The sequence below is a fragment of the Stenotrophomonas sp. SMYL11 genome, from assembly GCF_036320005.1.
Taxonomy (GTDB): Bacteria; Pseudomonadota; Gammaproteobacteria; order Xanthomonadales; family Xanthomonadaceae; genus Stenotrophomonas; species Stenotrophomonas maltophilia_A.
The window spans coordinates 181819-202564 of the sequence record NZ_JAWIRS010000002.1 but is presented as its reverse complement, the minus strand read 5'-3'; the positions used below and the strand labels follow the sequence as shown (position 1 = coordinate 202564).

Sequence of the window (20746 nt, the reverse complement as noted above, 5' to 3'; positions counted from 1 at the left end):
CCACCCCGGGGCCTGGATCAGGCCTGGGCGTCGTCGCCCTTCTTGGCAGCCTTCTTGGCCGGAGCGCGGCGGGCCGGCTTCTCTTCGCCTTCAGCAGCGGCTTCGGCGAACTCTTCCTCACGCACCGAAGCAGCGTGCGGAGCAGCAGCCTTGCCTTCCAGCACGGCGTCGGCAGCGGCGCGGGCGTACAGCTGCACAGCGCGGATGGCGTCGTCGTTGCCCGGGATGGCGTAGTCCACCAGTTCCGGGTTGTAGTTGGTGTCGACCACGGCGATGACCGGGATGCCCAGCTTCTTGGCTTCCTTGATCGCGATGTCTTCGTGGCCGATGTCGATCACGAAGATGGCGTCCGGCAGACGGTTCATGTCCTTGATGCCGCCCAGCGAGGCTTCCAGCTTGTCGCGCTCGCGACGCAGGCCCAGCACTTCGTGCTTGACCAGCTTCTCGAAGGTGCCGTCGGTTTCACCGGCTTCCAGTTCCTTCAGGCGGGCAACCGACTGCTTGACGGTACGGAAGTTGGTCAGGGTGCCGCCCAGCCAACGCTGATTCATGAACGGCATGCCGCAACGCTCGGCTTCTTCCTTGATGGTTTCGCGGGCGCTGCGCTTGGTGCCCAGGAACAGGACGGTGCCGCGCTTCTGGGCAACCGACGAGATGAAGTTCATCGCGTCGTTGAACAGCGGGACGGTCTTTTCCAGGTTGATGATGTGGATCTTGCCGCGGGCGCCGAAGATGTACGGAGCCATCTTCGGGTTCCAGTAGCGGGTCTGGTGGCCGAAGTGGACGCCGGCTTCCAGCATCTGACGCATGGTGACCTGGGGCATTGCAATACTCCTGATATGGAACCAGCGATTCCGCCCGCGGGGATGGGTATGCGGGACGCGTGGAAGCGCGATTGGTTCCGGGGTTGGGCTTCCCTGTTGCCTCCGTGGCCGAACTCCTTGCGGAGCACCCCGGCACGGATGGGGGCAGCAGGTGTGGATTCACCGGTGACGTCCGGTGTGGACGGTCTCCCGCGCACGCAGGCGGCAGGAATCCGGTCGATTATAGCCTGCTGGGAGCGCTCGCTGCAATTGCCGGGTCCGGCGCGGTCAGATCGACCACGCGGCCGTCCTGCAGCCGGGCCTGGAAATGGCCTCCGCCGTAGCCTCCGGCCCGCGCCGGCAAGGGCCACAGGCGCTGCCGGCCCGCCAGCACGTAACCGGCCAGGCCGGCAATCACCGGGTGGCGCTGCCCCCCGGCATCGATGAACACCAGATCGGCCAGCTGCGCATGGCCATTGCCGGCATTGTAGAGCCACAACCGGGGCGGCTGTCCGGCCTCCGCCTGCAGCTTCACCTGGAGGGCGGCGGCCAGCGGCGCAGGCGGATCAAGGAACACTGGCAGCGAGTAGCGGATGGCGGATGCGGCCTGCGGGCCGGGCGTCGGGCTGATCACCAGCCGGTAGGCCTGCTGCGTGGCGACGGGCGCCGGACGCAGCCGGACCACCCGCAGCCGTTGCCGCTGCCCGGCGCCGATCTGCAGCCGGCCCGGGCTGAGCGCGACCCCGTCTGCGGGCAGCAACCGTTCATCCGCGCCCTGCTGCTCCCAACGGTACAGCCGCGCCTCACCGCTCCACGCCATCGCCTCCGGATTGCGCAGCCACAGCTCGCCATCGGCCTGGGTGGCCGGCAGCCGCAGCTGGGTGCTGGACACTTCCAGCGCCGCCAAGGTGTGCGCCGGCACCGCCAGCGCGAGCGCGAGGCAGAGCCGGCGCAGCATCAGTAGGTCACCGTTACCGTGCGCTGTGCGGCCTCGTCCGCAGACAGTGCCGGCGACAACGCCTGGACCTGCGGCGGCACCGCTTCGGCGGCATCGCTGCGTTGCTGGGGCGGTGGCGCGGCGCGCGCGTCGGTGATCTGCAGGGTGATGGCCAGGCCAACCTGCGCGGGCGCATCGGCCGCCTGCGCGGAGGCGATGCACGATGACGCGGCGCAGGCCAGCGCGAGGAGAGAACGCAGGTGCATCGTAGGCCGGTGGAAGGAGACGCTGGCGGTATCGGCCGCTTCGGTCCGATCTGAAGCACGGCAGGGCGCGGGCCGGTCGCTCAGTAGGTGATGGTGACCGTAACGGTGTCGGTGTAGGCGCCGGGCGGCGTGAGCGTTGCGCTGGTGGGGGCGACCCGTCCGTAGATGGTCAGGGTCTGCGCCGATCCGGTGCCGGTGCCGGGCACGGTGCTGGTGTTGAGCACGTTGCCCCAGCGCACGGTGCGCGCGGCGTTCTGGTACAGCTCGTACGGGACGGTGGCACCGGTGCTGCCGATGCGCATGCGCCGGTTGCCGCTGCCATCGGCATTGCTGCCGTTGTTCAGTCCCACCTGGAAGGGGCTGCGGTTGACGCAGGTCAGGCTGAACACGGCGGTGCGGTCGATATTGGCCGTCACCGCGCCGGTGCTGATGCCGAAATCCATCGGTGCAGTCACATAGGTGCCACAGGCCGGGTTGACCGTGGCGTTGGCAACCACCGACATCGTCGCTGTGATCAGGCCGGAATTGCCGGTCACGGCGGGCGGGGCGGTCGTGCAGTTGGCCGGGTAGGGCGGGGTGCCCAGCACCGGCTCGTTGTAGGCGTACTGGAAGGTGGCGGCCAGGGTGCTGGTGAACGTGCCGGCCGACAGCACCTGGTTGGCAGGGTAGCGGCCATACAGGGTGACCGTGCCGGCGCCGGAGCCGCCCAGCGCGGGAACCGAGTACTGCATCTGGTACATGGCCCACGCCGGGCTGCTGGCGCTGCTGCTGCCGATCACGGTGGTACGGGTGGAATTGCTGTAGATCTGGTAGTTGAGGCGGTCGCCGAAGGTATTGGCGAACGTGCGCGAGGGAGTGATGGTGGTGCCGCCGGTGCCGGCCGGCAGGCCCACGCAGAAGGTCACCCGGACATTGGCCAGCAGCGCGACCGCACCGGTGGTGCAGTTGATGGTGAAGGTGGTGGTGGTATCGACCTGGCCGTTGGACACCGGGCCGAACGACAGCGTGGGGCTGGTCAGCGAGCAGCTGGTGGCAGCCTGGGCCGGCAGTGCGAGGCTGCCCAGCCACAGCGCCAGCAGCAGGCCGAGCACGCGGGTCATGGCTGCGGCTCCGGCAGGCAGCGCACCGGTGCAAGCCGTCGCACGCCCGCCTCCGGCCGTTGCACCTGCACCCGGCAGCGGCCCTGTTCGCTGTCGATCAGCAGCGTGGCCGCATCGGCGCTGAACTCCAGCCATGCCTGGCCATCGTGGCCCACCACGGTCGACGTCACCCCGTCGCCCTGCACCCGGGCACCCAGCGGCAGTGGCTGGCCCTGGGCGTCGAGCAGGGTGGCCAGCGCGCCGCGCGACTGGCGCAGGGTGAAGTCCACGCGCATGCCTGCGCCCTGGCGCGGCGTGGCCAGTGTCTCCACCTGGTCGGCGCGCAGGTCGGCCGGCAGGCCCAGGGTGTCGATGGTCAGGCGGTTGCGCTGCCACGACAGCAGCGGGGTGACCAGCAGCAGGCCCTTGGCATCGGTCACGCCGATCGGCCGGTTCTCAAGCAGGACCGGCACGCCGGGGCGTCCGGTGGACACCACCGCGAACGCGTCCGGGACCTCGCGGGCGGCGAACACGCTGCCGGCCATCCAGACCAGGCTGCCGCTGGCATTGGCATAGGCGAAGGTCTGGCCACTGTCGCGCGAGACGCCGGCCGAGTAGCGGCCATGGGTGCCCAGCGCGCCGATTTCGGCCAGTCCGCCACCATCATCGCGGGCCTGCAGCCGCCAGCCCGGGCCGCCGCGGCCGCCGTCGCCGGGCACCGGCCGCATCACCTCGGCGCTGGCGTAGTGGCGGTCGCCATTGCGCTGGGCCGATACGCTGGCCTGGCGGTCTTCGCCCAGGCGGGTGCCCAGCGACAGGTAGACACTGCGATTGCGGCGCTGGTCGATGTCCTGGGTGGCGGACAGGTAGGCGTTCCAGCGGCCGAAGGCGCGCGACCAGAACAGGCTGAGGTAGCGGCTGCGGCTGAACGGCAGTGCCTGCGGCGGCGCCGGTTGTGGGGCGTCGAGCAGCGGCTGCGGCTGGTCCAGGCGCAGGTAGCTGATGCTGAACGACCCCAGCTGCTGCAGGTCGACGCCGAACGAGGCCTGCTCGCTGACCCGTGGCGGCACGCTGTCCTGCAAGCTGCCGAGGTCGCGGTAGTCGCCGTGGGTGCGGCGGCTGGCGAGATTGACGTTGAAGCGGCGGTTGTTCCAGTTGTAGCCCAGCCCATACTGGCGCCCGCTGCGCGGACCGTCGCGGCTTTCGCTCCAGTTGGCACTGAGCACGCCGGCCTGGCCGAGCAGCCAGGCGCCACCGAGGCCGGCATTGACGATGCCGCCGCCACCTTCGGCGTGGGCTTCGGCGGTGAAGCGGTTGCTCACGCCGCGGCGCAGGGTGGCGCTGGCCACGGTATCGGCGTCGTAGCGGAACGAGCGGATGCCATAGTCACGGCGCAGGCGGCCAATGCCGGCCGACCAGTCCGACAGGCCGGCGGCGAGCAGCTGCTGGGTGCCGTAGAAGGCGAAATCCAGGGTCTGCATGCGGCCGAAGGCATCGGTGACCACGACCTGGGCGCTGCCGGTGCCGCTGATGCCGGGTTGCGCCGCCAGCTGGAACGGCCCCACCGGGACCTGCCCGCTGTACTGGCGCAGGCCGTCGATGTACAGCTCCACGCTGGACGGCACCACCGCTTCGCCAAGGAAGGCCGGCGTCGGTGTCAGGACGCGATACGGCTGCAGGCCATAGTTGCGGCCGATCTGCACGCCGGCCATGCGCGCCGGGCGCGTCCACTCCAGGAAGCCGCTGTAGAAATCGCCCACGGTCAGGCTCAGGGCCTGATCGGGCAGGTCCAGCCGCCAGCTGGTGTCCAGCCGTACCGACTCCTGCCGCCAGCCTTCGCCGGGCAGCTGGTAGCTGCGCATCAGCGCCGTGTTGCGCAGGCTGCCGTTGCCGAAGCCGAACACGCGCAAGTCACTGTTGAGGCTGACATTGCCCAGGCCGTCGCTGTGGCTGGCGTAGAGGTCGTAGTTGAGCGCCATGCCGGGCGATGCCTGGGCGACGGCGTCGGCTTCCGCGGTCCTGCCCAGCTGCGTGACCGGCAGCTGCAGTTGCTGCAGCGGGACCTGCAGGTCCAGTACCTGCAGGCTGGCGTCGTAGTGCACCACCAGCTGCGCGATCTGGTCCAGGTAGACCGGCGCGTCGCCCTGCACCGGGAAGCCGAGCTGGCGCAGGGTCGCCGCCGGCGCCTGCAGACGCCCGCCCAGTTCATGGAACAGCAGCAGGCCACGCCGCGCCTGGTTCAGCGTGGTCTCCAGGTACAGTGCCTGCGGTGCGGTCAGCGGGGTCGGCGCCGGCAGCGATGCCTCGGCGGCGATATCGGCGCCCGGCGCGCTCAGCGCACGGCCGGCCGCGTGCGCGGAGACGGAAGCCAGACCGGTGCAGCAGGCCAGCACGCAGGCCTCAGCGAGCCGGCGGCGTTGCAGGCAGGGGCGTAAGCTGCGACCCACCATTGATCCTCGCGCTGAAGGTGCCGCTGGCCAGGCCTGCCGGCGCCTGCGGCAGGGCCCAGCGCATGGTCTGGCCGGGCAGCACATAGCCGACCAGGCCCGGCAGCAGGGGGGTGCTGCGCCCGCCGATGGCAACGGCGAGGTCGGCGATCTGGGCCTGGCCGTTGCCACGGTTGTGCACTTCCAGCGTGGCCGGGCCGGCATCTGCCGCGAGCAGCCGCGCCTGCAGCTGCGGCGCCGGCGCCTCGCCGTCGGGCTGCACGAACAGGGGAATCGAATAGCGCAGCACGAACTGCATGCCCTGCCGTGCCGGGTCGTAGGCCGGTATCTCATCGACGACCACCCGGAACGCCTGCTGCCCGGCCGCTGCGCCCGGGGCGGTACGGACCAGCCGTATCAGCTGGCGCTGGCCGGCGGCCAGCGACTGCATCGGGGGGCTGGGCAGCAGCGCATCGCTGGGTTCCAGCTGGTCGCGGCCGTCGACCTGTTGCCAGCGGTAGATGCGGACCTGCACCTGCACCGGCTCGGTACCGCTGTTGCTGATCCACAGCGCCTCGGCATTCTGCCCGGGGCGCAGCTCGAACTGGGTCGGCGAAACCTGCAGGCTGGCCGCCAGGCAGGCGGCCGGCAGCAGCGCGAACGCGCTCAACGCCAGCCGCAGCAACCGGCGCACAGGGGGCAGTGGCATCGGCACGCCCTCAGTAGGTGATGGTGGCGGTGATGGTGTCCTGGTAGGAACCGGGTGCGGCGTTGTTGACGCTGGGGTTGGCCACCTGCCCGTAGACCTGGTAGACCTGGTTGGCGCCGGTGCCGGTGCCGGCCACCGTGTTGGTGCCGGTGGTCGCGCCCCAGACCGTGTTGTGTCCGGAGTCCTGGTAGAGCTGGTAACCGACGAAGTTGTTGGCGGTCACCGCCGGATCGGTATTGCGCATGCGCCGGGTGGTGACGTCGCCGGCCGTGGTCGGGTTGAGGCCGGCATTGAGCGCGATGGTGTAGGGCGTGGTAACGCTGCACTGCGCGGTGACCGTGCCCTGCGCGTTCAGCGGCGTGGTCGAGCTGGAATCGGCATTGCCGAAGTTGACGTTGGTGGCCGACGCCGCGGTGATCGTGCAGGCCTTGTTGATGGTCAGCAGCACATTGAAGGTGACGGTGTCGGCGGCGGCGGCGGGGCCTGCCACCAGCAGGGCCAGGGCCCAGGCCAGCGGGGAACGAACGGCGGATCGCATGGACAACCTCCCTGACCCGAAGGTCCGTTGAACAGAGCGAAGACAGCGCATTCAGCGCCGCTTTTACGTCGGTGACCCCAGCTTAGGCAGCGCAAGTGTCTGTATTTCGTGAGAAAGAGGGAATCGAAAGGGTGCGGGTCATCACGCTTTCACCCTCATTGCCGGAACCGTGCATGGGCGGGATCGCGAGTTGGCTGGCGTTCGTTCAGATTGCGGCCGGATCGGCGATAATGGGCGCCATGAGCGTGAATCTGAAAACCCCGCAGGAAATCGAGATGATGCGAATCGCCGGCCGCCTGGCCAGCGAAGTGCTCGACATCGTCACTCCCCACGTCAAGCCCGGTGTCACCACCGAGGAACTGGACCGCATCTGCCACGACCACATCGTGAACGTGCAGGGCGCCATTCCGGCCAACGTCGGCTATCGCGGCTTCCCCAAGACCGTGTGCACCTCGGTCAACAACGTCATCTGCCACGGCATTCCCAGCGAAGGGAAGGTGCTCAAGGATGGCGACATCATCAACATCGACGTCACCGTCATCAAGGATGGCTGGCACGGCGACACCAGCCGCATGTACTTCGTCGGCACCCCGTCGGTGATGGCCCGCCGCCTGGTGGAAACCACCTACGAAGCCATGTGGCGCGGCATCCGCGCGGTGCGTCCGGGCGCGACCCTGGGCGACATCGGCCATGCCATCCAGAGCTATGCCGAAGGCGAGCGTTTCAGCGTGGTGCGCGAGTACTGCGGCCACGGCATCGGCAAGGTCTACCACGATGAACCGCAGGTGGTGCATTACGGCCGCCCGGGCCAGGGCTTGGTGCTGCAGCCGGGCATGACCTTCACCATCGAACCGATGATCAACGAGGGCACCCGCTACAACAAGGTGCTGCCGGATGGCTGGACCGTGGTGACCAAGGACCGCAAGCTGTCGGCACAGTGGGAGCACATGATCGCGGTCACCGAGACCGGCGTGGACGTGCTGACCCTGTCGCCGGGCGAGTCGCAGGTTTCCTGAAGATGCTGCCGGCGAGTTCGCTGCTGGACACGCCGGCTGCGTCGCTCAACGACCCGGACTGGGCTGCTGCCGCGCGCCAGGCGCTGCAGCAGGCCGACGCACGCCTGTACCGCCGCTTCGACCAGGGCGACAACATCGAGCGCCTGCTGGCGCTGCGCGCGCGTGCTGCCGACCATCTGATCCGCCTGGCCTGGCAGCGCTGCCTGCCGGCCAACAGCGGGCTTTCGCTGTTCGCGGTCGGCGGCTATGGCCGCGGTGAACTGTTTCCGCGTTCGGACATCGATCTGCTGGTGTTCGGCGATCCGCCGGCGCAGCTGGCCCATGAGGCGGCGCTGGCGCGCCTGTTCGCGCTGCTGTGGGACTGCGGATTGGCCGTCAGCCATGCGGTGCGTTCTGCATCGCAGTGCCGCGAGGCGGCAGCGGACCAGACCGTGCTGACCGCGCTGATCGAGGCGCGCCCGATCCTGGCCGATGATGTGGCGCGCCGCGCGCTGCGCGAGGCCGTCGACGATCGTGAACTGTGGCCGGCGCGCACTTTCTTCCTGGCCAAGCTGGAAGAGCTGCGCAACCGACACCAGCGCTTCGGCGACACCGCCGACAACCTGGAGCCGGACCTGAAGGATGGCCCCGGTGGCCTGCGCGATCTCAACACGCTTGGCTGGATGGCACTGCGTGCGTTCGGCGTGCGTGACCTGGAGGCGCTGGTCGGGCTCGGCCATCTGGGCGCAGACGAAGCGGCAGCACTGAAGCGTGAACGTGCGGTGCTGGCGCGGCTGCGCTTTGGCCTGCATCTGGTCGCGCGTCGCCCGGAAGAGCGCCTGCGTTTTGATTACCAGAAGACCCTGGCCGCACGCCTGGGCTTTGAAGACGATGCCGAGAACCTCGGTGTCGAGAAGATGATGCAGGGCTTCTACCGCGCCGCGCTGGTGGTGCGCCGGATCAGCGACCGCCTGCTGCAGCGCTTCGAGGAGCAGTTCGATGGCGAGGCGCAGCCGGAGCCGCTGACCGTGGGTTTTTCCCTGCGCCGTGGCTACCTGGCGGCCAATGAGGCCGACTGGCCGCGTGGTGATATCGGCCAGGTGTTCGCGCTGTTTGCCAGCTGGGCCAACAATCCGCAGGTGCGCGGCCTGCATTCGCTGACCGCGCGCGCGCTGGCCGAAGCGCTGCCGCTGCTGCCGGCCTACGACCAGGCCGATGCCGATGCGCGCGAGCAGTTCCTGGCGCTGCTGCGCGGCCAGCGACCGGTCGATACGCTCTCGCGCATGGCACGGTTGGGCGTGCTTGGCCAGTGGATTCCCGCTTTTGCCCAGGTCAGCGGGCGCATGCAGTTCGACCTGTTCCATGTCTACACCGTCGACCAGCACACGCTGATGGTCCTGCGCAACATCGGCCTGTTCGCCAGCAGTCGTGCCGACGAGCGCTTCTCGATCGCGCACGAAGTGTGGCCGCGCCTGCGCAAGCCCGAGCTGCTGCTGCTGGCCGGCCTGTTCCATGACATCGCCAAGGGCCGTGGCGGTGACCATTCGGAGCTGGGCGCGGTGGACGCGCGCGCGTTCTGCCAGGCGCATGCGCTGAGCACGTCCGACACCGAACTGGTGGCGTGGCTGGTCGAACAGCACCTGCGCATGTCGGTGACCGCGCAGAAGCAGGACATCGCCGACCCGGAGGTGATCCATCGCTTCGCCACGCTGGTCGGCAGCCGCGACCGCCTGGACTACCTGTACCTGCTGACCTGCGCCGACATCGCCGGCACCAGTCCCAAGCTGTGGAACGCCTGGAAGGATCGCCTGCTGGCCGATCTGTACTTCGCCACCCGGCGCGCTTTGCGCGAGGGGCTTGAGCATCCGGTGCCGGCGGCCGAGCGCGTGGCCGAAGCGCGTGACAGCGTGCGCGCGCTGGTGCGCGAGCGGGGTTACGACGATGCCACCATCGACCGCCAGTTCGCGGTGATGCCCGACGAAGGCTTCATCCGCCTGCGCCCGGAGCAGCTGGCCTGGCAGGCTGCCGCGCTGGTGCCGGTGAAGCAGGGCCAGGCGCTGGTGAAGGTACGCCGGATCAGTGTCGACGACCCCGCGCTGGAAGTATTCGTGCATTCGCCGGACCGCGACGGCCTGTTCGCCGCGATCGTGATGACGCTGGACCGCAAGGGCTACGGCATCCACCGCGCACGCGTGCTGGACGGTCCGGCCGATACCATCTTCGATACCTTTGAAGTGAACCCGGCCGATACTTTCGCCGATGGCAGCAGTGCCAACCTGGAAGCGGCGCTGCGCGAGGCACTCAGTGGTGACCTGTCGCGCCTGCGGCCGTCACGCCGGGTGGTGCCACGGCAGCTGCGGCACTTCCGCTTCGCCCCGCGCATCGAATTCCGCGATGAGCCGGGCGCAACCCGTTTCGCCCTGGTCGCCCCCGACCGCCCCGGCCTGCTGGCCGATGTGGCGTTCGTGCTGCGCAATCAGGGCCTGCGCGTGCATGATGCACGCATTGCCACGTTCGGCGAGCGCGCCGAAGACACCTTCGTGATCAGTGACGAACACGACCTCCCCCTGACTGAACCTGCCCGGCAGCAGCTGCATGACGCGATGCTGGCCTGCCTGGACCCTGATCGAAACGCCGGAGACCCCGCCTGATGGCCACCAAGCCCGCCAAGAAGACCGCCGCGACCCCCAAGAGCGCAGCGGCCCGGAAACCTGCTGCTGCCGCACCGGCCGCGAAGAAGACCACAGTGCCGAAGAAGGCCGCTGCGGTGAAGGCCCCGGCGAAGAAAGCGGCTGAGGTGAAGAAGACGCCGGCCAGGAGTGTCGAAGCGGTTCGCGCCGAAACCATCGCGCGCAAGTCGCTGCGCAAGCCGTCGGCGCCGGGCGTGGAAGAACTGAAGTTCGGCATCGAAAGTGCCTTCGAACGTCGCGCCACCTTGACCCTGCACGAGCTGGAAGGCTCGACCAAGCCGCTGGTCAACCGCGTGATTGACGGCCTCGAGAGCGGCGAATTCCGCGTCGCCGAGCCGGACGGCCACGGTGGCTGGAAGGTCAACGAGTGGCTGAAGAAGGCCGTGCTGCTGTACTTCCGTGTCAATGACATGGCGGTGGTCGATGCGCGCCCGGCGCCGTTCTGGGACAAGGTCGAATCGCGCTTCGCCGGCTATGACGAAGCGAAGTTCCGCCGTGGTGGCGTGCGCGTGGTGCCGGGTGCGATCGCGCGCCGCGGCACCTACTTCGGCAAGGACGTGGTGCTGATGCCGAGCTTCACCAACATCGGCGCCTATGTCGGCGAAGGCACCATGGTCGATACCTGGGCCACGGTCGGCTCCTGCGCGCAGATCGGCCAGCACTGCCACCTGTCCGGCGGCGCCGGCATCGGCGGCGTGCTGGAGCCGCTGCAGGCCAGCCCGACCATCATCGAGGACCACTGCTTCATCGGTGCGCGTTCGGAAGTGGTGGAAGGCGTGGTGGTCGGTCACCACAGCGTGATCGGCATGGGCGTGTTCCTCAGCCAGAGCACCCGCATCTACAACCGCGCCACCGGCGAGATCACCTACGGCTACATCCCGCCGTACAGCGTGGTGGTGTCCGGCTCGCTGCCGAGCAAGGACGGTACCCATTCGCTGTACTGCGCGGTGATCGTCAAGCAGGTTGATGCCAAGACCCGCAGCAAGACCAGCGTCAACGACCTGCTGCGCGGCCTGGCCGACTGAAGGTGACTGCGCCGGAGGATCTGGCGCAGTCCGCGATCTACCGGCATCCGTCCGACACCCTGGTCGGGCGGATGCTGCCGCGCCTGCTGCACGCCCCGCGCTGGACCCGGCTGCGCCGTGCACTGTCGCGGCGCTGGCCGATGCCGGCGCTGGTCAGTGATGTGCGCGATGTGGTCTACGTGAACTGGTGGGTCGACGTGCGTCACGCACCAATGCCACCGCCGGGCCACCATTACGTGGTCCATGCCGGACGCACGCCTTACACCATTCTCAGTTACCGTCACGGCCACTTCGGGCCCGCGTTGGCCGGGCCGCTGCGTTCCCTGATGTCGTCGCCAAGGCAGAGCAACTGACGCTGGTACCTGCGTCGTGACGACGATCCGGACGGGACGCCGGTGGTGCTGTTTGATCGCAACGTGATGGACCAGCTGGCCTTCGTCGCCGGCGCGCGCGTTTTCAGCGATGCCATGCAGCCGCATCTGTCCACCCGCTTCGAGCATGTGGTGCGCACCGATGGCGATGGGCACACCCTGATCGAAGGCGGGCAGGGCAGTGCGCCGAGGTTGCACCTGCACTGGCAGGCCGCTGCAGGCCGGGAGGATGCGGCGGCGTGGTCGGCGGCCTTCGGCGGCCACCAGGCCCTGCTGCGTTTCCTCACCTGCCAGGACGAGGCCATCGCCCGTACCTGCGACGGCCGCTGGGCCAGCACCCGCATCGCGCTGCCGGTGGAGATCGCACAGCTGCAACCGCTGCAGCTGGAAGGGAAACCACAGTGCCCGCGTCTGCAGGCAATGGGCGTGGCGCTGCACGAGGGGCTGGCCTTCCGGCTGCCAAGGGTGCCGTTCCGGGTCGTGTCCGAGCGCCTGTTGTGAGATTCTGGTCCTCTGTTTTCCAGCATCACAGATGGCCATGAGCACCACTGTCTACGGTTTGAAGAACTGCGATACCTGCAAGAAGGCGACCAAGTGGCTGGACCGCTTCGGCGTGCCTTACACCTTCGTCGATTACCGCGACAACAAGCCGAGCCCGGAAACACTGCTGGCGTGGGCTGGGCAGCTGGGGGGCCTGGCCGCGATGGTGAACAAGTCGTCCACCACCTGGCGGCAGTTGCCGGACAACCGCAAGGCCGCCGACTCCGAGGCCGAATGGAAGCTGCTGCTGCGTGAATACCCGCAGCTGATCAAGCGCCCGCTGGTGGTCACGGCCGATGGCATGGTCAGCCAGGGCTTCAGTGACAACGGCTTCAAGGCACGCTTCGGCGTGGGTGACGCATGAGTGCGGTTCTCGACCTGACCTGCGAACTGATCGCACGACCTTCGGTGACGCCGGATGATGCTGGCTGCCAGGTCCTGCTGGCGGCACGCCTGAAGCAGGCCGGGTTCCAGTGCGATCACCTGCGCCTGGGCGAGGTCGACAACCTGTGGGCGACCCACGGCCAGGGCGCGCCGGTGCTGGTGCTGCTGGGCCACACCGACGTGGTGCCGACGGGCCCGCGCGAGGCCTGGGCCAGCGACCCGTTCACGCCGCAGATTCGCGATGGCGTGCTGTATGGCCGTGGCGCCGCCGACATGAAGGGCAGCGTGGCGGCGTTCGTGGTCGCCGCCGAGCAGTTCGTCGCCGCGCATCCCGATCACCCCGGTACGCTGGCGGTACTGCTGACCAGCGATGAGGAAGGCGATGCCATCGACGGCGTGCGCCACGTCGCGCGACTGTTCGCCGAGCGTGGCCAGCGCATCGACTGGTGCATCACCGGCGAACCGTCGTCCACCGCGACCCTGGGTGACCTGCTGCGCGTGGGGCGTCGTGGCAGCCTGTCGGCCAAGCTGCGGGTGCAGGGCGTGCAGGGGCATGTGGCGTATCCGGAGAAGGCACGCAACCCGATCCACCAGGCGGCGCCGGCCCTGGCCGAACTGAGCGCGCGGCGCTGGGACGAGGGCTACGAGAGTTTCCCGCCGACCAGCCTGCAGGTTTCCAACATCCATGCCGGCACCGGTGCCAACAACGTGATTCCCGGCGAGCTGGAGGTGGATTTCAACATCCGCTACAACCCGCACTGGGATGCACCGAAGCTGGAGGCGGAGATCACTGCATTGCTGGACCGCCATGGCCTGCAGTACACGCTGAAGTGGCATCGCAGCGGCGAGCCGTTCTACACCCCGGAAGGCACACTGCGCGCCACCGCGCGTGCGGTGCTGGCCGAGCACATCGGCCGTGCCCCGGAAGAAAGCACCGGCGGCGGCACCTCGGATGCACGCTTCATCGCGCCGTTGGGCGCGCAGTGCATCGAAGTGGGGCCGGTAAACGCCAGCATCCACCAGGTGGACGAGAATGTGCGCGTGGACGATCTGGACGCGTTGCCGGGGCTGTACCAGCGCCTGGTGGAACGGCTGCTGGCGTGACGCTGCGACGGTGGGTGCCGGCCGTTGGTCGGCATGCCTCCTGCCGGCTCTACTCTGAGAAAATGAAGAACGGCGGCTCGACCGCCCTCTCGAAGCTGCCGTCGGTGCCGCGTTGTTCCAGGCCCTGCAGCTGAGCCGGCGGCGGAGGCAGGGTCTGGCAGGCCGCCAGGTCCAGGCAGAGCAGGGCGGCCAGCGCCCCGGTGCGTCCATTGCGGTGTTGCATTTCCATTACACGGCCCAGGGCGCGCCATTATGCGCTCCAGGCGTGGTTGCCAATGCAACGGTTGCGCCGCGCCGGAAACCGGGGTAGGGTCGATGCCATGTCGATCTGCCTGACCACCGCCGTCAATAACAACAACCGCAATAATCTGCGCGCGAATAATCGTGCGCGGCCGATGCGGGACTGCGCCCTGGGTAGATAGACAGCAACACACGCCCGGACACCAGAAAACCCGCATCAGCCGATGCGGGTTTTTTTGTGCCCGGGCGCAGCCCCACCCGGGCCTGGATGGCCGGTCGAACACCTTCCCACCCGTGAAATCCCAACAGGAGCTCCCCCATGTGTTCGATCTTCGGAATCTTCGGCCTGCAGGCCGGTGACGATCTTCCTTCCCTGCGCCGCCATGCATTGGAACTGTCGCAGCGCCAGCGCCACCGTGGCCCGGACTGGAGCGGCGTGTACCTCGATGAAGGCGCGCTGCTGGTCCATGAGCGGCTGGCCATCGTCGATCCGGCCGGTGGTTCGCAGCCGCTGCTGTCGGCCGATGGCCAACTGGCGCTGGCGGTGAACGGCGAGATCTACAACCACCAGGTATTGAAGGCGGCGCTGACCACCACCTACGACTTCCAGACCGGCTCGGACTGCGAGGTGATCAACGCGCTGTATCGCCAGGGCAGCTCGCCGGCGCAGTGGCTGGAACAGCTCAACGGCATCTTCGCCTTCGCGCTGTGGGACCGTGACAGCGGACGCGTGCTGGTGGCGCGCGATCCGGTCGGCGTGGTGCCGCTGTACTGGGGCCACGATGCCCAGGGGCGCCTGCGGGTGGCCTCGGAAATGAAGGCGTTGGTCGACACCTGTGCCGACGTCGCACAGTTCCCGCCGGGTCACTACTTCGACAGTGCCAGCGGTGAGCTGGTGCGCTATTACCAGCAGCCGTGGCGCGACTACGCCGACGTGCAGGGCCGCCAGGCCGACCTGGCCGAACTGCGCCAGGCCTTCGAGCATGCAGTGGAGCGCCAGCTGATGAGCGACGTGCCGTATGGGGTGCTGCTGTCCGGTGGCCTCGATTCGTCGCTGGTGGCGGCGGTGGCCGCACGCTATGCGCGTCGTCGCATCGAGGATGGCGGGCAGACCGAAGCCTGGTGGCCGCGCCTGCATTCGTTCGCGATCGGCTTGAAGGGCTCGCCCGATCTGGCGGCCGCAGCGATCGCTGCCGAGGCACTTGGTACCGTGCATCACGGCTTCGAATACACCTTCGAGGAAGGCCTCGATGCACTTCCGGAAGTGATCCGCCACATCGAAACCTACGACGTCACCACCATCCGCGCCTCGACGCCGATGTTCCTGCTGGCACGGCGGATCAAGGCGATGGGCGTGAAAATGGTGCTGTCCGGCGAGGGCAGCGATGAGATCTTTGGTGGCTACCTGTACTTCCACAAGGCGCCGGATGCACGTGAATTCCACGACGAGCTGGTGCGCAAGCTGGACGCGCTGCACAACTACGACTGCCTGCGTGCCAACAAGTCGATGATGGCCTGGGGCGTGGAGCCGCGCGTGCCGTTCCTCGATCGTGAGTTCCTCGATGTGGCGATGCGCTTCGATGCCGCGCACAAGATGGTCGGTGCCGGCTTTGGCGGCCGCCGCATCGAGAAGGCGGTGCTGCGCGAGGCGTTCGATGGCTACCTGCCGGACAGCATCCTGTGGCGGCAGAAGGAACAGTTCAGCGATGGCGTTGGCTACGGCTGGATCGACGGGCTGAAGGCGCATGCCGAAGCGCAGGTGAGCGACCGTGTACTGGCGGCGGCCGACAAGCGCTTCCCGCACAACCCGCCGCAGACCAAGGAGGCGTACTACTACCGCCACCTGTTCGAGCAGTTCTTCCCGAGCCGTGCGGCCGCCGAAACCGTCCCGGGCGGCAAGTCGATCGCCTGTTCGTCGCCGGCCGCCATTGCCTGGGACGCCAGCTTCGCCGCGGCGGCAGATCCGTCGGGCCGCGCGATCGCCGGCGTGCACGAACAGGCACTGGCCTAAGCCCCCAAAAAGGGGACGAAGGGGATTAAGTCGTTTGTGCCACTAACGACTTAATTCCCTCCGTCCCCTTTTTGTATGATCGCCCCCTGCGCATTGGGGAATGTTCATGGACGTACAGGCAGGTGGCGACGTGCCGCCCACGAAATGGGGATGGCGTTATCTGGCCTGGGCCGGGGTGCCGTTGCTGGCTGGCGTACTGCTGGCGCGGTATGCCGGGCCGGCGGCGCCCGAGGCGGTTGCCCGCGCCACCACCGCCGCTGAAGGTGGCTGGGTGCAGCACCTGGCGTCACCGCTGGGCCTGTTCCTGCTGCAGCTGCTGGTGCTGCTGCTGGTGGCCAAGGGCGCGGGTGCGCTGCTCAAGCGCTTGGGACAACCGGCGGTGATCGGCGAGATGGCCGCCGGTCTGATGATGGGGCCGCTGGTGCTCGGCAGCCTGTTGCCGCAGCTGCATGGTGCGTTGTTCCCGGCCAGCTCGCTGGGGCCGCTCGGCATGCTCAGCCAGCTGGGCGTACTGATGTTCCTGCTGGTGGCCGGTGCCGAGCTCGATCTGGCGGCGCTGCGTGGCCGCCGGCGCTTCGCCTTCACGGTCAGCCATGCCGGTATTGCAGTGCCGTTCGGGCTCGGCGTGGCGCTGGCGATCTGGCTGTACCCGCAGCACGGCCCACGGGGTGTGGGCTTTACTGCATTCGCGTTGTTCGTCGGCATCTCGATGAGCATCACCGCGTTCCCCGTGTTGCTGCGCATCCTTGCCGATCGTGGGATCACACAGACGCCATTGGGCCAGACCGCGATCGCCTGCGCGGCATTGGGCGATGCCACCGCCTGGTGCCTGCTGGCCTTGATCGTCGCCGCCGCCCAGGCCAGCGGCTGGTTGCCGGCCAGCCTCAACCTGCTGTGCGTGGTCGCGTTCGTAGCGCTGATGCTGGGGCTGGTGAAGCCATGGTTCGCCCGCCAGCAGATCGCGCCGGGCCGTGAGGGACGTTGGTTGCTGGGCATCTTGCTGTTGTCGCTGGCCAGTGCGCTGGTCACCGAGATGCTGGGCATCCACGCGTTGTTCGGTGCATTCGCTGCGGGCGTCGCGGTATCGTCCAACGCGCAGCTGCGTGACCTGTTGATGGCCCGCGTCGAACCGTTCGCGGTGACCCTGCTGCTGCCGTTGTTCTTCGCCATGACCGGCCTGCGCATGCGCGCCGATGCGCTGCAGGCCAGCGATATCGTGTTGTGCGTGGTGGTGATTGCGGTGGCCACGGCCGGCAAGCTGCTGGGCACCTTCAGTGCCGCACGCAGCGCGGGCATGCCCACGCGCGAAGCGTGGCGGTTGGGGGCGCTGATGAACACCCGCGGCCTGATGGAGCTGATCGTGCTCAACCTGGGCTACGAGCTGGGCCTGCTCGGCGATCGGCTGTTCGCGGTGCTGGTGATCATGGCGCTGGTGACCACGGCGATGACCGGGCCACTGCTGAACCTGATCGAGCGGCGGAGGGGCTGAGCGCTCTGCAGTAGTGCCGGTCGCTGGCCAGCATCCATGCGGGTGTGTCCAGGATCGTGAGGTTGCCGGCCAGCGGCCGGCACTACCGCGCCGGTACCAGCGTCATCGTGTGCTGCGCTTTGCCGGGCAGGAACGGCGTCGGCCGCCCGTGCACCCAGTCTTCGTGGCCGGCGCCCCAGTACGGCGACAGCGGGTGCCCGCTCTGGCCGCCGGGCATGTGCACGATGCCGTCGGCCTCGTGGCCAGGCGAAACCACCATGCGTTCGGAGGCGCCGAAGTTCGGCGTCTGCACGCGCGGCATGTCACGGTCGCCGGGCAGGGGATCGGCGGGCATGCACAGCCAGCGCTTGGCGATGTCCGGCAATGCACGCGCGATGGGATGGCAGATCGCCGCGGTGTTGCGCTCTCCCCAGCTGCGCTGGGCCAGTGGGCCCTGCTTGGCCAGCTCGCTCTCGGTGCGGCGTGCGGCATCAAGCAGCAGCGCGTCCCAGCTGTCGTAGGCCGGTGGCAGCAGGTTGGCGGGGCGTTGCTGCAGCATCGGCCAGGCCACGCCTTCAAGTTGTGCCAGGCGCGGGTCCAGATAGTCATCGCCCAGCTGCGCGTTTGCCGGCGCCAGCAGTGCATCGGACAGGGTATCCATCACCTGCGTGCGGAACTCACGCACCACCCGGTAGCTGACCGAGTCGGCCGAGGCCCGGCCGCCCCATTGATGGCTGATCGCCTTCAAGCGCTTCAGTGCAGGATCGTCACTGCGTTCGATGACGTCATGCAGCAACGCCCACCAGCGCTGCAGGAACACGGCGCGATCATCGAGCTGGATCGCCAGCAGGTCGTGTTCGTCGAAGCGGTCCTGGATGGCGAGCAGGTCGCGGATCTGCCGCGCGCGGGCACCGAGGTCATAGCCACCGTTGCCGACGCTGGCCAGTGCCTCGCTGTTGAGGACGCGTCCATTGGCGGTCCACAGGCGATGGTTGGGGGGATCGATCAATGCCGGCGAGGCATCGCTGCGGATCGGCCATGGCGCGCAGTCCTGGTTGCTGGCGGCATTGAAGCCGACCGGTGCACAGCCGGGGCCACGGTCCGGGCGGGCGCCGATCAGGCGCCAGGCGATGCGCCCGCTGCGATCACCGACCACCAGGTTCTGCGCGGGGATGCCGGCGCGGTCGGCGAAGTGCAGTGCACCGTCCAGGTCACCGGCGCGGGCCAGATCAGCGAAGTCGAGGCGCACGGCGCCGGGCAGGTGCGCGACCCAGCGCAGCGCATCGCCACTGCCATCGGCATGGGTATGCAGGATCGGCCCCCAGGCGGTTTCGCGTACCGGGAACAGCACGTCGGCCTGGCCGGCCACCGCAATGCGTTCTTCGTGCACGGTCACCGTGGCGTTGGCCGGTTCCGTGCGGTAATCCGCCGTGTCGATGTAGCTGTTGGTGAAGCCCCAGGCGACGTGGCCATTGCTGCCGACGATCACCGCCGGCAGGCCAGGCAGCGAGAAACCAGTGACGTCGACCTGGCCGCCGGCAGCCTGCGGGTCGGGGTAACGCAGGCGCACCCGGAACCACAGGCCAGGCGCGCGCAGGCCCAGGTGCATGTCGTCGGCGACGATGGCGCGGCCGTCGGCAGTGAGTGCGCCGGCCACCGCGAAGTTGTTGCTGCCGATGACGTCCGCCTCCTCCTGCTCGGTGCCCTTTTTGCTCTTCAAAGTGCGCAGGTCCAGCTGGCTGGCATCGGGCAGGGCCGCATTGCCGGTGGCTCCGCCAAACAGCGGTGCATCCCATTCGGTGCCGTCGTGGGCGATCAGCGCGTATAGCGCCGGCGGCACCACCGCGCGGATGCGGCTCAGTGCAAGCTCGGTCTGGTTGTTCGGGTCCTGCAGGTCGGCGTACATGGCCAGACCGGCCAGCACGCTGTCACTGGCCCGCCACGGGTGCGGTGATTGCCGCAGCAGCAGGTAGGCCCATGGCCGCACGGAGAGATCAGCCAGGCCTTCGTTGACGCCTTCCACATAGGCACGCACGGCCGCGCCGTTGTCGCCCAGCGCGGTATCCAGATGCGCCTCGGTGCGGGCGCGCAGGCGGTGCACGCGCATGCGCTTGTCAGCTTCAATGGCCTTCGGCCCGAACAACGCCGACAGCTCGCCGGCGGCACTGCGGCGCATCAGGTCCATCTCGAAATAGCGTTCCTGCGCATGCACATGGCCGAGTGCGCGCATCGCGTCGGTCTGGCTGCCGGTAGTGATGGTGACCACGCCCAGCGCATCGCGCTCGATGGTGACCGGCTTGGCCAGGCCCGGCAGCGCATGCTCGCCGTCCAGGTCGGCCAGGCTGCCGCGCAGCAGCAGCCACAGGGCCAGTGCGGTGACCAGCACGATGGCGACCAACACGCCCAGCACCCAACGCCATGTACGTCGCATCGCACGTCCTTTTCGAACTCGTGGGCCGATTGTAGCCGCAGGCGCAACTGCGACTGATTCCGATTAGATCACCGTATTTTGAAATGCGGCACCCTATGCCACATCGATTCACAGGAGCCCCCCATGAAAGGCAACCCGGACGTCATCGCCTGCCTGAAGGAACTGCTGCGCGGCGAGCTTGCTGCCCGCGACCAGTACTTCATCCATTCCCGCCGCTACGAGGACCAGGGCCTGTTCGCGCTGTACGAACGCCTGAACCACGAGATGGAAGAGGAAACCCAGCACGCCGATGCGCTGCTGCGCCGGATCCTGTTCCTCGGCGGCGACCCGGACATGCGCCCGCATGCCACCGAGCCGGGCAGGACCGTGGAAGAGATGCTGCAGAAGGATCTCGACACTGAATACGCGGTTCGGAACAACCTCGCCGCCGGCATGAAGCTGTGCGAAGAGAACGGCGACTACGTGAGCCGCGACATCCTGCTGGCGCAGCTGAAGGACACCGAGGAAGACCACGCCTGGTGGCTGGAACAGCAGCTGGGCCTGATCAAGCGCATCGGCCTGGAGCTGTATCAGCTGAGCAAGATCGACGGCAACGGCGCCCCGGCGCACTGAGCCGCAGGTGGCGCCGGGCCATGCCCGGTGACCACCCGGTAGAGGCGGGCGGGGGGGGGGGGGGGGGGGTTGTGGTGGCGCACGGGCGGGCGGGGGTGAGGGCGGGGGAGCTCGGGG

At 68.4% G+C, this 20746-nt stretch carries 17 protein-coding genes and 1 pseudogene; 9 read left to right on the top strand and 9 right to left on the bottom strand.

The annotated features are described in order from the left end of the window. Nucleotides 1–17 precede the first annotated feature (17 nt). The 7 genes from rpsB to V3B46_RS04835 form a co-directional block, all read right to left on the bottom strand. On the bottom strand, nucleotides 18–824 hold the full coding sequence (gene rpsB / locus V3B46_RS04865) for a 30S ribosomal protein S2 (protein ID WP_005408748.1): 807 nt from the start codon (nucleotides 822–824) through the stop codon (nucleotides 18–20). 220 nt (nucleotides 825–1044) lie between these two features. Further along, on the bottom strand, nucleotides 1045–1761 hold the full coding sequence (locus V3B46_RS04860; RefSeq protein ID WP_329891263.1) for a fimbrial biogenesis chaperone: 717 nt from the start codon (nucleotides 1759–1761) through the stop codon (nucleotides 1045–1047). Further along, nucleotides 1761–2006 (bottom strand): hypothetical protein, encoded by a 246-nt coding sequence (locus V3B46_RS04855; RefSeq protein WP_154262906.1) that lies wholly within the window; start codon nucleotides 2004–2006, stop codon nucleotides 1761–1763. The genes V3B46_RS04860 and V3B46_RS04855 overlap by 1 nt, the downstream gene beginning before the upstream one ends. 80 nt (nucleotides 2007–2086) lie before the next feature. Further along, entirely contained in the window at nucleotides 2087–3106 is a 1020-nt protein-coding gene (locus V3B46_RS04850) for a Csu type fimbrial protein (protein ID WP_329891262.1), read from the bottom strand. Further along, complete coding sequence (locus tag V3B46_RS04845; protein ID WP_329891261.1) at nucleotides 3103–5535, bottom strand: fimbria/pilus outer membrane usher protein; 2433 nt, start codon at nucleotides 5533–5535, stop codon at nucleotides 3103–3105. The genes V3B46_RS04850 and V3B46_RS04845 overlap by 4 nt, the downstream gene beginning before the upstream one ends. After that, on the bottom strand, nucleotides 5486–6220 hold the full coding sequence (locus tag V3B46_RS04840; RefSeq protein ID WP_329891260.1) for a fimbrial biogenesis chaperone: 735 nt from the start codon (nucleotides 6218–6220) through the stop codon (nucleotides 5486–5488). The genes V3B46_RS04845 and V3B46_RS04840 overlap by 50 nt, the downstream gene beginning before the upstream one ends. Before the next feature lie 10 nt (nucleotides 6221–6230). Next, entirely contained in the window at nucleotides 6231–6758 is a 528-nt protein-coding gene (locus tag V3B46_RS04835; RefSeq protein ID WP_154262911.1) for a Csu type fimbrial protein, read from the bottom strand. Between the two features lie 173 nt (nucleotides 6759–6931). On the opposite strand from V3B46_RS04835, the gene map reads away from it, so the two are divergent. The 6 genes and pseudogenes from map to dapE all read left to right on the top strand — a co-directional run bounded on the left by map (nucleotide 6932) and on the right by dapE (nucleotide 13867). Further along, nucleotides 6932–7774, top strand: coding sequence for a type I methionyl aminopeptidase (gene map, locus V3B46_RS04830; RefSeq protein ID WP_329891259.1), 843 nt, complete (start codon nucleotides 6932–6934; stop codon nucleotides 7772–7774). Between the two features lie 20 nt (nucleotides 7775–7794). Further along, nucleotides 7795–10404: a [protein-PII] uridylyltransferase gene (locus tag V3B46_RS04825; protein WP_489686284.1), complete on the top strand. Its 2610-nt coding sequence runs from the start codon at nucleotides 7795–7797 to the stop codon at nucleotides 10402–10404. Continuing rightward, nucleotides 10404–11468, top strand: coding sequence for a 2,3,4,5-tetrahydropyridine-2,6-dicarboxylate N-succinyltransferase (gene dapD / locus V3B46_RS04820; protein WP_154262914.1), 1065 nt, complete (start codon nucleotides 10404–10406; stop codon nucleotides 11466–11468). Before V3B46_RS04825 ends, dapD begins: the two co-directional genes overlap by 1 nt. Nucleotides 11469–11470: 2 nt before the next feature. After that, nucleotides 11471–12340 (top strand): annotated as a pseudogene (locus V3B46_RS04815) (hypothetical protein). Between the two features lie 31 nt (nucleotides 12341–12371). Then, the gene (locus V3B46_RS04810; protein WP_195763244.1) at nucleotides 12372–12743 is read left to right on the top strand and encodes an arsenate reductase; all 372 of its coding nucleotides are present in this window, start codon (nucleotides 12372–12374) and stop codon (nucleotides 12741–12743) included. Next, entirely contained in the window at nucleotides 12740–13867 is a 1128-nt protein-coding gene (dapE, locus tag V3B46_RS04805; protein ID WP_329891258.1) for a succinyl-diaminopimelate desuccinylase, read from the top strand. The genes V3B46_RS04810 and dapE overlap by 4 nt, the downstream gene beginning before the upstream one ends. 49 nt (nucleotides 13868–13916) lie before the next feature. Here the strand turns inward: dapE and V3B46_RS04800 are convergent, their stop codons facing one another. Further along, a complete protein-coding gene (locus V3B46_RS04800) occupies nucleotides 13917–14096 on the bottom strand; it encodes a hypothetical protein (protein WP_329891257.1) in 180 nt (59 codons plus the stop codon). A gap of 330 nt (nucleotides 14097–14426) precedes the next feature. On the opposite strand from V3B46_RS04800, the gene asnB reads away from it, so the two are divergent. Both asnB and V3B46_RS04790 read left to right on the top strand, forming a co-directional pair. Beyond that, nucleotides 14427–16118 (top strand): asparagine synthase B, encoded by a 1692-nt coding sequence (gene asnB, locus V3B46_RS04795; protein WP_329891256.1) that lies wholly within the window; start codon nucleotides 14427–14429, stop codon nucleotides 16116–16118. A 100-nt stretch (nucleotides 16119–16218) separates the two neighbouring features. Then, nucleotides 16219–17607 carry a cation:proton antiporter domain-containing protein gene (locus V3B46_RS04790; RefSeq protein ID WP_329891255.1) on the top strand — a complete coding sequence of 463 codons (1389 nt, stop codon included), beginning with the start codon at nucleotides 16219–16221 and terminating at the stop codon, nucleotides 17605–17607. A gap of 82 nt (nucleotides 17608–17689) precedes the next feature. On the opposite strand, the gene V3B46_RS04785 is transcribed toward V3B46_RS04790, so the two are convergent. Continuing rightward, nucleotides 17690–20017: a penicillin acylase family protein gene (locus tag V3B46_RS04785; RefSeq protein ID WP_329891254.1), complete on the bottom strand. Its 2328-nt coding sequence runs from the start codon at nucleotides 20015–20017 to the stop codon at nucleotides 17690–17692. 123 nt (nucleotides 20018–20140) lie between these two features. Here V3B46_RS04785 and bfr point away from each other — a divergent pair, with 123 nt between their 5' ends. Next, the gene (bfr, locus tag V3B46_RS04780) at nucleotides 20141–20629 is read left to right on the top strand and encodes a bacterioferritin (RefSeq protein WP_107230348.1); all 489 of its coding nucleotides are present in this window, start codon (nucleotides 20141–20143) and stop codon (nucleotides 20627–20629) included. The last annotated feature ends 117 nt before the right edge of the window (nucleotides 20630–20746 follow it).